General features: G+C 58.9%; 13 protein-coding genes and 1 tRNA gene. 8 read left to right on the top strand and 6 right to left on the bottom strand.

Annotation, left to right across the window (positions count from 1 at the left end):
- Nucleotide 1: 1 nt before the first annotated feature.
- The 4 genes from SynPROS91_RS01375 to SynPROS91_RS01360 form a co-directional block, all read right to left on the bottom strand.
- Complete coding sequence (locus tag SynPROS91_RS01375) at nt 2-1,006, bottom strand: Gfo/Idh/MocA family protein (RefSeq protein WP_186517776.1); 1,005 nt, start codon at nt 1,004-1,006, stop codon at nt 2-4.
- Between the two features lie 53 nt (nt 1,007-1,059).
- Nucleotides 1,060-2,337, bottom strand: a complete 1,278-nt coding sequence (locus SynPROS91_RS01370; RefSeq protein ID WP_186517774.1) for a hemolysin family protein — start codon at nt 2,335-2,337, stop codon at nt 1,060-1,062.
- Between the two features lie 14 nt (nt 2,338-2,351).
- A tRNA-Ile gene (locus tag SynPROS91_RS01365) sits at nt 2,352-2,424 on the bottom strand.
- 14 nt (nt 2,425-2,438) lie between these two features.
- Nucleotides 2,439-2,927: an occludin/ELL family protein gene (locus SynPROS91_RS01360; protein ID WP_186519290.1), complete on the bottom strand. Its 489-nt coding sequence runs from the start codon at nt 2,925-2,927 to the stop codon at nt 2,439-2,441.
- Nucleotides 2,928-3,017: 90 nt separating this feature from the next.
- On the opposite strand from SynPROS91_RS01360, the gene pyrE reads away from it, so the two are divergent.
- Nucleotides 3,018-3,587, top strand: coding sequence for an orotate phosphoribosyltransferase (gene pyrE / locus SynPROS91_RS01355; RefSeq protein WP_186517772.1), 570 nt, complete (start codon nt 3,018-3,020; stop codon nt 3,585-3,587).
- Nucleotides 3,584-4,438, top strand: coding sequence for a folate-binding protein YgfZ (locus tag SynPROS91_RS01350; RefSeq protein ID WP_186517770.1), 855 nt, complete (start codon nt 3,584-3,586; stop codon nt 4,436-4,438). Before pyrE ends, SynPROS91_RS01350 begins: the two co-directional genes overlap by 4 nt.
- On the opposite strand, the gene SynPROS91_RS01345 is transcribed toward SynPROS91_RS01350, so the two are convergent.
- Nucleotides 4,435-5,937: a TM0106 family RecB-like putative nuclease gene (locus SynPROS91_RS01345; protein WP_186517768.1), complete on the bottom strand. Its 1,503-nt coding sequence runs from the start codon at nt 5,935-5,937 to the stop codon at nt 4,435-4,437. The two genes, SynPROS91_RS01350 and SynPROS91_RS01345, sit on opposite strands and share 4 nt — an antisense overlap.
- Nucleotides 5,938-5,989: 52 nt before the next feature.
- Between SynPROS91_RS01345 and SynPROS91_RS01340 the strand changes: the two genes are divergently transcribed.
- The 6 genes from SynPROS91_RS01340 (at nt 5,990) to SynPROS91_RS01315 (ending at nt 12,984) form a co-directional block, all read left to right on the top strand.
- Nucleotides 5,990-7,453, top strand: coding sequence for a phosphoglucomutase/phosphomannomutase family protein (locus SynPROS91_RS01340; protein WP_186517766.1), 1,464 nt, complete (start codon nt 5,990-5,992; stop codon nt 7,451-7,453).
- The gene (gene rdgB / locus SynPROS91_RS01335; protein ID WP_186517764.1) at nt 7,450-8,043 is read left to right on the top strand and encodes an RdgB/HAM1 family non-canonical purine NTP pyrophosphatase; all 594 of its coding nucleotides are present in this window, start codon (nt 7,450-7,452) and stop codon (nt 8,041-8,043) included. Before SynPROS91_RS01340 ends, rdgB begins: the two co-directional genes overlap by 4 nt.
- A gap of 69 nt (nt 8,044-8,112) precedes the next feature.
- Nucleotides 8,113-9,150 carry an SAM-dependent methyltransferase gene (locus tag SynPROS91_RS01330; protein WP_186517762.1) on the top strand — a complete coding sequence of 346 codons (1,038 nt, stop codon included), beginning with the start codon at nt 8,113-8,115 and terminating at the stop codon, nt 9,148-9,150.
- Entirely contained in the window at nt 9,150-10,214 is a 1,065-nt protein-coding gene (locus tag SynPROS91_RS01325; RefSeq protein ID WP_186517760.1) for a Glu/Leu/Phe/Val dehydrogenase dimerization domain-containing protein, read from the top strand. Before SynPROS91_RS01330 ends, SynPROS91_RS01325 begins: the two co-directional genes overlap by 1 nt.
- Complete coding sequence (locus SynPROS91_RS01320) at nt 10,211-11,398, top strand: FAD-dependent oxidoreductase (RefSeq protein WP_186517758.1); 1,188 nt, start codon at nt 10,211-10,213, stop codon at nt 11,396-11,398. The genes SynPROS91_RS01325 and SynPROS91_RS01320 overlap by 4 nt, the downstream gene beginning before the upstream one ends.
- Nucleotides 11,399-11,418: 20 nt before the next feature.
- On the top strand, nt 11,419-12,984 hold the full coding sequence (locus SynPROS91_RS01315) for a BCCT family transporter (RefSeq protein ID WP_186517756.1): 1,566 nt from the start codon (nt 11,419-11,421) through the stop codon (nt 12,982-12,984).
- On the opposite strand, the gene SynPROS91_RS01310 is transcribed toward SynPROS91_RS01315, so the two are convergent.
- A complete protein-coding gene (locus tag SynPROS91_RS01310; protein WP_186517754.1) occupies nt 12,938-13,153 on the bottom strand; it encodes a hypothetical protein in 216 nt (71 codons plus the stop codon). The genes SynPROS91_RS01315 and SynPROS91_RS01310 overlap by 47 nt on opposite strands.
- Between the last annotated feature and the right edge of the window lie 37 nt (nt 13,154-13,190).

Below are 13,190 nucleotides of genomic sequence, written 5' to 3'. Positions count from 1 at the left end.
ATCAAATTGGAGCCTCGAGAGCAATGCCAACTCCTGGACGCTCCACAGCCTGCTCAATCAAGTCGGCAAGGCAGAGAGCCCGAGAAGCCTGCTGGCCATCTACGGCGGGGGTTTCACGTCCACGAACACACTGAAGAAAATGCTCCAGCTCGGCGTATAGCGGCTCAATCGAAGTGGTGCTCACCTCTTCGATGAAACCATCATTGCGATACAACAGCTCGCCGTGATCAGCCGAGTACCACTCGTGGGCACGACGATGAATATGCAAGGTGTGATTCAGAAAATCCGTTTCAACAAGGCTTCCACGGCAGTGAGCACTCAAGCTCCTGATCTTGCGATGGCTCATTTTGCTAGCCGTGAGGCTGGCCACCACGCCGTTGTCGAATCCAAGTGTGGCGTTGACGTAATCGATCGGCCCTTCAGAGCTACGTCCGCCGGCCGCTGACAAATGCACGACAGATGCCCCTGCGAGTTCCAAGACAAGATCCAAATCGTGGATCATCAAATCAAGAACCACCGAAACATCATTGGCTCGATCGGAATGGGGGCTATGACGTCTGGCTTCCAGCACGACAACTTCCTCATTCGCCACCACCTTGGTCAACTCACGAAACGCAGGATTGAAGCGCTCGATATGCCCCACCTGCAGCAGCCGATCCACCCGGCTTGCCGACTCGCTGAGCGAAGCCGCTTCCTCCTGGCTGGCAGCAATCGGCTTTTCGATCAAAACGTGCAGCCCAGCCTCTAAACAGGCCAAACCAACGGCATGGTGAAGCAGGGTCGGCACAGCGATACAAACCGCTTCGACCTCAGAGAGCATGTCGTGGTAATCCGCGAACCAACGGCAATTAAATTGGTCTTTTGCCAACGCTCCGCGCTTGGCATCCGGATCGGAGACGCCCACCAGATCCGCGTCCTTCAAAAGGCTGAGCACACGGGCGTGATGCCAACCCATGTTGCCGATTCCGATCACTCCGACCTTTACCGGAACCATAGGGTCGGTCATCGGAGGGAATGCAGGTCAGATCTGATTATCGGTGATCAACAGCTCTGACCGCTTCATGGGTTCGTCACACCAGGCATCAGCAATCGCACCTGAGCGATACGAGGGCCTCTCATCGTGATGATTTCAAATTGAACTCCGTTGTGCCGCAGCGCTTCTCCAGCGGCAGGAATGTGCTGTAAGCGTTCCAAAAGGAAGCCAGCAAGCGTGTGATGTTCCGAGGCCTCAGGCAAGTCAAGGTCAAGTTGGCGATTGAGCTCCAAGATCTCCAAATCACCAGCAACCAGCCAGGCACCCTCCTGGCCCTCGATCGCCTGCAGATCGGGCTCGGCACTTTCATGCTCTGGCTCATCCCCAACAATTTCACCCGTGAGGTCAGCGGCCGTGACCAATCCCTCGGTGCCCCCGTGTTCATCCACCACCAACAGCAGAGGATGCCCAGATCGAATAATCGCAAGCAATTCAGCGAGGTTGCTGGTCTCCAGCACCCGCTCGGCAGGACTCAAGTAAGGCTCTAGAGCGGAATCTTTTTGCAGTTCACCACGGGCGATGGGCTCCGCTAAACGGCGTAAATCCAGCACGCCACGGACATCATCCAGCGACTGCCCAATCACAGGGAAACGCGCATGCCGAGTGCGGTGAACAGCCTCCATCAACTCTGCGAAACGCACCTCCACCGGCAGGGTGACCATCCCCGAGCGAGGAACCATGACCTCCCTCACCTGCATATCCCGTAATGCAAACACCCCTTCAAGGATGTTGCGTTCATCCGGCCGTAGGCCCGTGACCCCCCCACTCTCCACCAAGGTCTCCAACTCACCGGCTGTTAGTGCCGGCACGAGTGCATCCCAGCGAGGCTTCAGGCCCACAAGACGAAGCAGGAGTGAGGCGATGACTTCCAGGGAAGACAGCAGGGGACGCAACACCTGCATGGTGGTTTCCAACACCGGAGACAATTTCAAGGCAGCCGGCTCCGGACGGCTGAGCACCAGAGCACGTGGGAGCAGCCCGGACAACAGCGTGGCCAAGACCACCAACACAAGGAACCAGGCCAGATCCCACCAACGGCCGGCTGGTGTTTCCATCGGCCACCAACGCTGACCAAAACCTTTCGCAATCCAACCGAGCGCCACCAACGACAAGGTGGTCCCGAACTGGGTCATCAGCAGAGCTGTTCTCATCCGGCGCTGGAGGCGCTCGACCGCTGGAGCACCGGGCTGGCCCTCTTCACGGAGTTCATGGACTCGACTCGGACGCAAACGCAGCAGTGACACTTCAGCCGCTGCAAAAAACGCCGGTAAGACCAAAAGCGCGATCAGCAGCAGGTTGCGCATGAGTCAAGAATGAATGGGGGTCCCGAGGATCGAACTCGGCTAAGGCGAATTATGAGTTCGCTGCATTCACCAGATTGCTAGACCCCCGCGTTATCACGGAATTACCACAAGGCACGAATGGGTGCTGAGGGTGGATCATCCCGCTTGATTGGCATTCTGACCTGAGCTTCCTCCGCCAAGCTGCTCGTGAATCCGTTGGAAATATCCACCGTGCGCCACGGAATCGCAGGACTTTGCTCCTCCAGCAACACCTGATAGGTGGATTGCAAGGCAGATCCATCCCAAACAATCGTCTGATCGGGGAAGCCAAATCCCATCACCCTGTTGCCCTCAGGCCCCGCAACAGCAATGCCAAGAAGATCGGTGATCTGGTGCATCACATCCACACCACGAGCGAAGGGTGCCGTCCAGGTATAAAACCGCTCCGTTACAAGCACGTCGGTGGTTTTGACAGGGCCGCAACGACTCACCTCAACAGGAGCACCGACCTCGCCACCACCACCTGAAGGCGCAGGAGCTTCAAGGCTCGTGAGGCAAACCACAGGATTGGCATCAGCAGGATCGGCCTGCCACAGAGCGAGTGGGGCCATGATCACCAGAACACCAAAAGGGAGCCCGCGCACAAAAACCGTCACAACTGCGCGCAAACTAGGCAAAGGATTCGCTGCGCACCAGCCCCGATGTCTCAACGTTTTGAACACGACCCCCTGCTGGAACGCTTAGCGAAAGAGGCTTACCGCCATGGCAACTTCACCCTTGCGTCCGGTCTCAGCAGTCATCACTACGTGAATTGCAAGCCGGTCAGCTTGAGCGGCTCAGGCCTAGCCCTGCTCTGCCCAGCGATGTTGGCTCTGGTGGAAGCCGATGCGGCAGCCGTTGGCGGCCTCACCCTGGGAGCCGATCCGCTCGTAAGTGGCGTCGCCCTTGCTGCCGCCCAGGGAGGACGCTCTCTTGATGCTCTGATCGTGCGTAAGCAGGCCAAAGGCCACGGCACAGGTGCCTGGCTAGAAGGTCCCCTGCCAGAGCAGGGCGCGCTCGTCACCGTTCTTGAGGATGTGGTCACCACCGGTGGGTCATCCATCAAGGCTGTTGAACAACTCCGCGCTGCTGGCTACACCGTGAATCGGGTGGTGACGATTGTTGACCGTGAAGAGGGAGGGGCTGCTGCGATGCAAGCTGCTGGCCTTGAATTACAGAGCCTGTATCGCCTGGAAAAGGTGGCCGCCAAATCCCGTGAGCTCCAAGCATGAGCAGGCTCCTTTGGGATCAAAGTTTCCCGGTGCTGCGACTCGAGGGGAGTGGCAGTCGCACGTTCCTTCAAGGTCAAACCAGTGCCGACGTCCAGCAGGCTGAGGAGGGCGATCCCCTCCCGGCCTGCTGGCTTGATGCAACCGGACGGGTGCAGGCCCTGCTTGAAATCCGAATGGATGCCACAGGCGCTGATGTGCTCGTTCTGGCTGGTGCGGTGGATGCCGTTAGCCAAGGGTTCGATCGCGTGATCTTTCCCGCCGACCGCGTCCGCCTCAAGGGGACCCGACAACAACGCAGACAAGAGCTCCTGGTTCAAGGCCAGCCAATGGAGCCGGTCAACGTGTGTTGGACAGAGGATGAGCCGAACCAAAGCGATCGATTCCCCAGCAGTGAGGCCGCCAACAGCAACCAACTCGATCGTTGGCGCCTGGAACAGGGATGGCCTCTTAGTGCTGGTGAATTGGATGGAACCACCAATCCCTTTGAACTGGGCCTCTCCCCCTGGGTGCACCTCAATAAAGGGTGTTATCTGGGGCAGGAAACGGTGGCAAAGCTGGCTTCAAAAGGGGAAGTTAAACAACAACTACGGAGTTGGCGCGCCCTCTCCAGCGACCTTCAAGGGTCAGTCCCTCAGCCGGGCACTGTGCTGAGACGCCAAGGGGACCGCGCTGGTGTCATCACCTCCGCTGTTCAGATTGCTTCTGCTGAAGGGACGCCTCGGGAGTGGATTGGCCTCGCCCTGGTGCGCCGACAAGCATTGGCAGACCCCCAACTCAGCCTCGACGGCGATCAAGGATCGATTCAGCTGTTCAAACCGCAGGCCTTTTCCGAGCCACCCTCACGCGCTTAGGCCTTGGGTTGATCACCACTCAACAACCATTGGGCCACCGCCCATGTGGCCAAGCCATCATCGCGGTTGTAAGTGAGAATCCAACGCAAGGCATGGATAGAGCCGCGCGCGTGGACTCCTTCACCCCGCCACTGACGCCACCACAACAGAGCCCTTGCTCCATCGACCCCTGACTGGCCCCATTTGAATCCTCTCCAGCCCGCGACGGCCTTGAGGCCATAGCTGCTGAGGGGGAGTTGCCAATGGGCACGCAAGCGGGCATGCACATCAATCAACCGCTCCCGCAGGGCTTGCTGTTCTTTGTCTGAAACACCCTGACGTTCGGCCATGCGCAACAGGGCCAGCGACTCGGTTTCGCCGTAATGAAGGATCATCCAATCGGGATAGGTGGCAAGAAATCGCTGGATCCTTTGCCAGCAACGTTTCTCACCATGCTCTTGAAGCACCAGCAGCGGGTGGTAGCTGGCACGCGTCAGATCCCAACTAGGGACTCCGTCATTAAGCAAACCGTGATTGGGTAAGCGGACAAATCCGTGCAAAAAGTCATCGCGCGCATCCGGATCTGATTCGATGTCGTAGAGCAACACCCCTGGAGCATTCAGCAATTCAGGTAAGGCGGGGAGCGCATCGAGACGCTCAACAACCCCATCGCGTTGAACACGAGCTTGGGCCACCAAAGGGGTCGCCATCGCTGCATGCTGCTCGCCAAAGCGCTTGAGTTGCCCAGCGAGATCCTTGGGGTTGGCTGCGGCCAGAGCCTGAAGGCTATTGATCCCGATCTCTTGAAGCATCTCCCGCCTTTTGGCGCCAATCCCACTCACTTCACTGAGATGCCCTTCTTGAGAAGCAACGTCATTGCAGAGACCCCGCCAGCTACAGAGCGTGCACTTGCGACGATCTGCCGTCAACGCTGGCGGATCAGTTCTGTTCAGGTCGGCCGACAATCGCAGCAGAGAGTCGTCGAGCTGGCGATTCAAGCTGTTGGCAAGCGGTAAGCGCTCACGCTCCAACCGTCGCCCTGAGCCTGCCACCGCAAGGCCATCAAGCACGGGCCCACCCTGAAATTCAGCCAACAAGCGTCCAGCCAAGGCAAGCTGCAATCGGTGTTCTCGGGTTAATCGGCGTCCCTGCCGAGCGATCACGGGCCGATAGGCAAAGTCCCCCCAGCGACTCGACCCTGTCACCCTCTCAAGCAGAGGCGGATGGGCTTCTAGAGCCGCACCCTTCAGGGCTGAGTCGTCCAGCAGGGTCCCGCGCAACCTCACCCCGACAACACCGGCATCTCCTCGCTCGCAAGCGGCCTGGCCGTGCCCTGGCTTTCCCGGCAGCAAGGCCACAAAACCGCGCTGTTGGTCATCCAGCTGCAAGGTGCGATGCGCGGTGTAAAGGCGATCTCCTGGATTGGCATGGCGGTCGAGCCATGCTCTCCTACGGCAGCGCACCCAGCTCCGCAGCAACCTGTCCGTGAGTGGCTTGTCAGCGTGAGGGGTGGCACCCATCAACCGACGGTAAGGCGGCCAGCTGCTAGATCCTGTGCATCGATTGCAACCCATGGTGTCTTCCCCTCTCCCACTGGATGCCTCCCCGATCCGGTTTGGTACCGATGGTTGGCGGGGCATTTTGGGGGTGGATATCACTGTGGAGCGATTGCTTCCTGTTGCCGTCGCGGCAGCCCAGGAGCTCGCCCACCAGGCACCTGAAGGCTTAAACAGCCGCACAGTGGTGATCGGCTATGACCGTCGCTTCCTCGCCCCTGAACTCGCCGAAGTCGTGGCGGCAGCCGTCCGCGGCTGCGACCTGGAACCGCTTCTCACCGATACGGCCGTTCCCACACCAGCCTGCAGCTGGGCGGTCGTGGAGCGCCAATCACTCGGAGCACTGGTGATCACGGCCAGCCATAACCCTCCGGAATGGCTTGGCCTGAAAATCAAAGGCCCCTTTGGTGGATCGGTTGAGGGAACCTTCACAGCAGCAGTGGAGCGACGGCTGGCCGCTGGAGGCATCACGGTGCCGATGGCTGGCACCAGCGAACGCTTTGATGGACGCGGAGAACATCTCGCAGGATTGCGAACCAAATTTGACCTCCAGGCTTTGACCGTTGGTCTTCGGGCCATGGGCCTTCATGTGTTTGTCGATCCCATGCATGGGTCGGCAGCCGGTTGCGTCGCAGACCTCTTGGGAGACGCCGCAAAGGATCTGATCACTGAGATCCGAACCAACCGTGATCCCCTGTTTGGTGGATGTGCACCAGAACCCCTGGCCCCTCACCTCGGGGAACTGATTGCAGCGGTGAAAGCCTCAAAAGCTGCGGGCCGCCATGCCGTTGGACTGGTCTTTGATGGCGATGGCGACCGCATTGCCGCCGTGGATGAAAACGGACGGTTCTGCAGCACCCAGCAGTTAATGCCACTGCTGATCGATCACTTGGCTCGTGCCAAAAATCTGCCTGGGTCGGTGGTGAAAACGGTGAGCGGCTCCGACCTCATGCGCCTTGTTGCGGAAGATCTGGGCCGGGAGGTTCTTGAACTGCCTGTTGGCTTCAAGTACATCGCTGCTGAAATGTTGGCCGGAGAGGTGTTGATCGGCGGAGAGGAGTCCGGGGGCGTGGGATTTGGCATGCACCTGCCAGAACGGGACGCCCTGTTTGCCGCCGTGCTCGTGCTCGAAGCGTTGGTGGAAGGGAAGGAACCCCTTGGCGAGCGCATGAAAACCATCCAAGAGCGGTGTGGTGGAGAGGCCCATTACGACCGCCTCGATCTCCGCCTCGCCGACATGGACTCCCGCCGCCGACTGGAAGCCCTTTTGGCTAACACGCCTCCCCAGGAAGTCGCTGGATGTCCTGTGCTCGAGGTGATCACCACAGACGGCGTCAAACTCAGGCTCGGCCCAAGCCATTGGCTGATGCTGCGCTTCTCTGGAACAGAGCCCTTGCTTCGCCTGTATTGCGAAGCGCCAAGCCCGTCGCGGGTCGAGGAGGTTCTGAGCTGGGCCCGCACCTTTGCCGCCGCCATATGACCAAGCGCGTTCTGGTGATTGCCAGCGGCAATGCCGGCAAAATCCGAGAGTTTTCGAACCTGCTACAACAGTTGCCCCTGCAAGTGGATCCTCAACCCGAGGGGATCCAGGTTGAAGAAACCGGAATCACCTTCCGCGCCAACGCCCTCCTCAAGGCCAGGGCTGTTGCAGAAGCCACTGGCCATTGGGCACTCGCCGATGATTCAGGCCTGAGCGTGGATGCACTAGGTGGTGCTCCGGGGGTTTATTCGGCGCGGTACGCAGACTCCGACCCCGAACGCATTCAACGACTGCTCAGAGAGCTGGGAGATCGCAACGACCGCCAGGCGCGTTTTAGTGCGGCGCTGTGTATTGCAGCACCTGACGGCAGCGTGTTAGCAGCAGTGGAGGGTCACTGCGAAGGATCGATCACCTTCAGCACTCGGGGGACGCAAGGGTTTGGGTACGACCCGGTGTTTGAGGTCAAAAACAGTGGGCTCACCTTTGCCGAAATGACTCTGGATCACAAAAAACAACACGGGCATCGAGGTCGCGCCTTTGCCCTGCTAAAGCCAGAGCTGGAGAAGCTTCTCGCCAACATCCCAAGCTAAGACGCGAGCACAACGCCAAACCACTTACAGAACAACCCTGTACGGTGCCCCTTGCTACTGACGAGGTCTATGGCCATCGCCATGACCACGGGTTACAGCGCGCAAACCGAGGGCGCACGCCTCTGCATCGATGCCGCCTCGGACTGGGCCCTGACTTGTGTTGATCAATTAACGAATGATTCCAGCTACGTGCTGATGGATTACGGCGCTGCCGACGGTGGCACCGCTGTTGGACTGTGGTCCCAGGTTTTGGATCGGCTCCACAAACGCCAGCCCAAAGCCCATCTCACCTTGATTGGCAACGATCTACCAAGCAACGACAACGTTGCTTTGGCCGAAAATATCGCTAAGCAACTGGGGCGCCCCCCCAATCCCACCGTGCTGGTGAGTGCTCGCAGCTTTTATGAGCCCCTGGTGGCCCCTGAAACCGTGAGTTTCGGATTCTCAGCCACAGCCATGCATTGGTTGAGTGAATCCCCTGGCCCCCTCAACACGCACACCCACGTGCTCGCCTCAGACGACAAAGAAGCCCTAGAGCGCTTCACCGCTCAAGCGATGAAGGATTGGGCCAGCGTTCTCGAACTGCGCAGCGCGGAGCTCGCCGTGGGAGGCCGCCTGCTCACCGTGAATTTGTCCCGTGACGAGGAGGGCCGATACCTGGGGCACAACGGTGGGGTGACTCGCAATGTTCACGACCAGCTGCATCAGATCTGGCGCAGCCTGGCTGATGAAGGGGTGATCAGCGAAGAGATCTACCGCAAGGGAACGATCCTGAACTTCTACAAGTCTCCAGAGGAGTTCATGGCCCCCCTGAAGGACAAGACTTCAGCGGCCTATATCAATGGCCTCAGGCTCGTTGAAGAGCGCACCGTTCACGTGCCCTGCCCTTATCGCAAGCGTTGGAACGAAGACGCTGACACAGCATCTTTCGCTGAGGGACTGATGGCGACCATCCGTAGCTGGAGCCGCCACAGTTTTGCCTCCGTCGCTGGGGATCAAACAGCGGATCTCGTCTATGAGCGTCTAAAGGAGCGCATCGCAGCGTCTCCAGAGGAGTGGAGCCTCGATTACGTGGAGCACCACCAGATCATGGAGCGTGTGGCCTGATGACCATCGGCTCTCTGCAATCCGCCGGCACCCCTGCGGTGTCGGTGCTGGCTCAACATGTCTCCGATCATCTTTCGGTGTTCGTGGTGGCCGAAAGCAGCGATACCGGCAAGCCCGCTAACGGCGGCCTGCGGCTGCTCAATTATTCCAGTGATGAAGACTGCATCGCTGATGGGCACCGGTTGGCCAGCCTGATGACCCACAAGCACGACCTCTACGGAACGGGCTTCGCTGGCGGCAAAATTGTCGCCAGGGCTGCGGAACCCGCCTCTGTCAAAGATGAGTTGATCAGCGTCACCGCTGACCTCCTCCAATCCTTGAACGGCGCCATGATCACCGGCTGTGATCTCAACACAAGCCTGGAAGACATGGAGCGATTGATGTCGCTCACACCTCATGTTTTGGCGGCTGTCGGAAGCCCCGTGGATGCAAGCGCCGCCACCGCCTTTGGAACCGTGGGAGCCGTTGAGGCGGTTCTTGCACAATCTCTTACAGAAGCGAAGCCAGGCAGAGCCCTGGTACACGGATGTGGGGCTGTGGGTGGAACGGTGGCGAAAACCTTGATCCAGCACGGCTGGGACGTCTTTACCGTTGACATGGATCCCGAGCGTGCGGGGCTTCCAGGCGCGACACCCCTTCCCCCCAACAGCCCGTGGTGGGACCAGGAACTCGACCTCCTCTTGCCCTGCTCCATCTCGGGTCTAATCGACCGGGAGATGGCCAGTGCTTTGCAGGTCAAAGCGATCGTCCCAGCCGCCAATGCTCCTTTCCAGAAGCCCGAAATTGCCGATGATCTGCGTCATCGCAGCATCCGCGTCCTACCCGATCCACTCGTGAATGCAGGCGCCGTCATTGCCGACTCGATCGAGCGCTTCTCTCCTGAGGCCTGGGGCAGTGCCACACCACAGCAGGTGTACGACTTTGTTCGCCACGAAGTGCGTCAGCGCTCCACTGATTTCTTAAAACAACGGGGAGATGGTCTCACTGTCAGTGACGCTCTGGTTGAAGTTGCCGCCCACAGCGGTAAAGATCCCATAGGACTCAGCTTCGGAATGGCCGCATGACTTCCACCTCTCTCCCCTCCAGCGCAGCAGTGGTGATCATCGGGGGCGGTATGGCCGGCCTCAGCTGTGCCGCATCACTCGCGCGCCGAGGAATCAGCGACGTCATTCTTCTTGAAGGCAAAACCCTCGCCCATGCGCGAGCCAGCAGCTTCGGCGAGACCCGAATGTTCCGGGAGATGTATTCCGACCCGGTGCTCTGCCGTCTCGCTCAGGAAGCCAATCGCCTTTGGCGAGAAGAGGAGACCCATGCAGGGGAAATTTTGCGCGACACCCATGGACTTCTCTTCTACGGAGAAAGCTGGGATGAGGAGACGATCGAAGGATCAATCCCCGGAGCGCGCAAAGTGATGGATGATCAGGGCATCCCCTATGAAGCCCTAAGTGCCTCTCAGATCGCAGAGCGCTTCCCGCTGAAACCTAAAGCCGATTTCACCGGACTATTCGAACCCACCGCTGGTGCCGTCCGCAGCGACAAAGTCATTGCCCATTGGGTGCGCACCGCCCGTACAGCAGGCCATCAGCTCGTTGAGCACAGCCCTGTTAGCAGCATTGATGCTGACGGCGGCGGCGTCACTCTCGAAGGCGGTCAGCACATCAGTGCAGGACACGTTGTTGTGGCCTGCGGCATTTGGAGTCAACTCCTGCTGACCCCTCTAGGGCTGGCTCCCAAACTGGAAATCTGGCCGATGCTTTGGGCCCACTACACCGTGGATCCAGCTCTCGCTAGCCGCTACCCCCAGTGGTTTTGTTTCCAAAAAGAGCGCGGCGATGACGGAGGCCTCTATTACGGCTTCCCCTCCCTCAGCACCACAGCTGACGGACGTCCTCGCATCAAAGCCGGGATCGACTGGTCTCCCAAGGAGCTCCGCGTCGCGGAACCCAATGCGATGTGCACCGAAGCGCCGGCCCGCCTCCTGGAGCTCCTGGACACCTTCCTGTTTAACGAACTGGACGGCGTGCAAGAGCGGGTGGAAACGGTGATGAGCCCCTATTCGATGACGAGCGATGTGAATTTCGTATTGGATCGTCTCACCCCCAAACTGAGCCTGTTTGCCGGTGGATCCGGCCAATCGTTCAAATTTGCGCCGCTCATTGGTGATTCGCTAGCCCGTCTTGCTAGCGGTGAACAACCAGCAGCCGATATCTCCTGCTGGAGCCATCAACGCGACGCTGTCCGCGCCTAAACCCTTTCTTCTGAACAACTTTGTCTGAATCCCCCACGACAAAACGCTCCTCGCTGAGCCAGCCACCCCTTTGGGTTGGTGCCATCCCACTGCTGATTTTCCTGCTGGTCTCCGCCATCGATCTGGCGTTAGCGAAGCACTTCACGGAAACCGGCAAAACCATCGTCAGCCATTCGCTAGGTGGGCTGTGGCAATGGATGGTGATGCTGCTGTTCCTGATCGCCCTGGCCATTGCAATCAGTCCGGTAGGGAAACTACGGCTTGGGGGAGCAACAGCGAAGCCAAGTCTGAAATTTTTCGATTGGTGCGCTGTCTTGATTTGCACCCTGCTCGCGGGCGGCGGTGTGTTCTGGTCTGCAGCTGAGCCGCTCTACCACTTTCAAACGCCCTCCCCTGTCTTTGAGGGAGTAGTGGGAAGCACGCCGGCAGCTGTTGATCCAGCTTTAGCCGTGAGCTTTCTGCATTGGGGCTTCCTCGCCTGGGCGCTCGTGACCACCACAACAACAATCACATTTTCAATTTTGGAACAGAGGGGCGAACCGCTGCGGCCTCGAACTCTCTTAGTCAACATCCTTCCCAAGGGTTGGGTGAACGGCCCCATTGGAGATGTTGCGGATGGCCTTTCGGTTGTCGCGGCCATCGCCGGAACCGTTGGCCCTCTTGGTTTCCTGTCGCTTCAACTCAGCAATGCAGCGGGACAACTCCCATGGCTAAGTGATAGTGCCGGACTTCAGTCCCTTGTGGTGGTCCTGCTCACAGCAGTCTTTGCCACATCCACCGTCAGCGGCATCCAAAAAGGCATTAAGTGGCTTTCGGAACTCAACGTCTGGCTCACCCTTGTTTTAGGGGCCGGGTTGCTGATCCTTGGACCTGGCATTTGGCTGATCCAGCATTTTTTCAGCGGTTTTTGGACCTACCTGGTACATCTGCCTCAGATGGCTTTGATGCCTCGATCAGACGTCACTGAACCGTGGCTGAACAGCTGGACTGTTTTTTATTGGGGCTGGTTTTTGGGCTATGCACCACTCATGGGTCTGTTCACGGCCGGGGTGAGCCGCGGCCGCAGCATCCGTGAACTGGTCTTAGCCGTTGCCATCCTCTGCCCGATTGTGACCAATATCTGGTTCACCTTGCTTGGTGGAACTGGAATGAGCCTGGAGCTTGGAGGCGCAGGCATCAGTGAGGCCCTAGCGCAGAGCGGAGCGGCTGCATCCTTGCTGGCCATCCTGAGTGCGCTTCCCCTCTCAGGTCTGCTGATCCCGATCGGGCTCCTGTTGGTGGTTCTGTTCATGTGCACAAGTGCCGATTCGATGAGTTATGCCGCCGCCATGGTGGTGAGTGGACGCAATGAGCCATCGCAACGGTTGCGGCTGTTCTGGGCCTTGATGATCGGCAGCCTCACCTTGGTGTTATTGAGAATCGGTACGGGTTTAGGTGACAGCACCTCGATTGACGCCCTACAAGCGTTCATCGTGATCACAGCAGTGCCGGTCACACCGCTGGTGTTGTTCACGCTGTGGAGCGCTCCAAGGTTGGCTTTCAAGGAATGGCAACGCACTGGTCAAGCTGCTCAAGCTGCGGACTGACAAGCGCCATCTCGGCCGCTTTAGACGGAGCTTCCGCTTGGAGTTGCAACAAGGTGCCTTTACAGACCTGAGCTAGAGCCAATGCCGGCGAAGCTGAACCCAGGGCAACTCCAACAACAACCGGAATCAAAAGAATCAATGTCGAGTCCCACCCTGACGCGGTGAACATCAATGGAGCGGCCAACAATCCATTCAGATGTGTCTAA

It is taken from the genome of Synechococcus sp. PROS-9-1 (assembly GCF_014279775.1).
Classification (GTDB): domain Bacteria; phylum Cyanobacteriota; class Cyanobacteriia; order PCC-6307; family Cyanobiaceae; genus Synechococcus_C.
This window is presented reverse-complemented; position numbering and strand designations above follow the sequence as displayed.

Coding starts and splice junctions, on each gene's coding strand:
- SynPROS91_RS01375 (WP_186517776.1), bottom strand. CDS start 1,006: ATGACCGACCCTATGGTTCCGGTAAAGGTCGGAGTGATCGGAATCGGC.
- SynPROS91_RS01370 (WP_186517774.1), bottom strand. CDS start 2,337: ATGCGCAACCTGCTGCTGATCGCGCTTTTGGTCTTACCGGCGTTTTTT.
- SynPROS91_RS01360 (WP_186519290.1), bottom strand. CDS start 2,927: ATGGCCCCACTCGCTCTGTGGCAGGCCGATCCTGCTGATGCCAATCCT.
- pyrE (WP_186517772.1), top strand. CDS start 3,018: ATGTCTCAACGTTTTGAACACGACCCCCTGCTGGAACGCTTAGCGAAA.
- SynPROS91_RS01350 (WP_186517770.1), top strand. CDS start 3,584: ATGAGCAGGCTCCTTTGGGATCAAAGTTTCCCGGTGCTGCGACTCGAG.
- SynPROS91_RS01345 (WP_186517768.1), bottom strand. CDS start 5,937: ATGGGTGCCACCCCTCACGCTGACAAGCCACTCACGGACAGGTTGCTG.
- SynPROS91_RS01340 (WP_186517766.1), top strand. CDS start 5,990: ATGGTGTCTTCCCCTCTCCCACTGGATGCCTCCCCGATCCGGTTTGGT.
- rdgB (WP_186517764.1), top strand. CDS start 7,450: ATGACCAAGCGCGTTCTGGTGATTGCCAGCGGCAATGCCGGCAAAATC.
- SynPROS91_RS01330 (WP_186517762.1), top strand. CDS start 8,113: ATGGCCATCGCCATGACCACGGGTTACAGCGCGCAAACCGAGGGCGCA.
- SynPROS91_RS01325 (WP_186517760.1), top strand. CDS start 9,150: ATGACCATCGGCTCTCTGCAATCCGCCGGCACCCCTGCGGTGTCGGTG.
- SynPROS91_RS01320 (WP_186517758.1), top strand. CDS start 10,211: ATGACTTCCACCTCTCTCCCCTCCAGCGCAGCAGTGGTGATCATCGGG.
- SynPROS91_RS01310 (WP_186517754.1), bottom strand. CDS start 13,153: ATGTTCACCGCGTCAGGGTGGGACTCGACATTGATTCTTTTGATTCCG.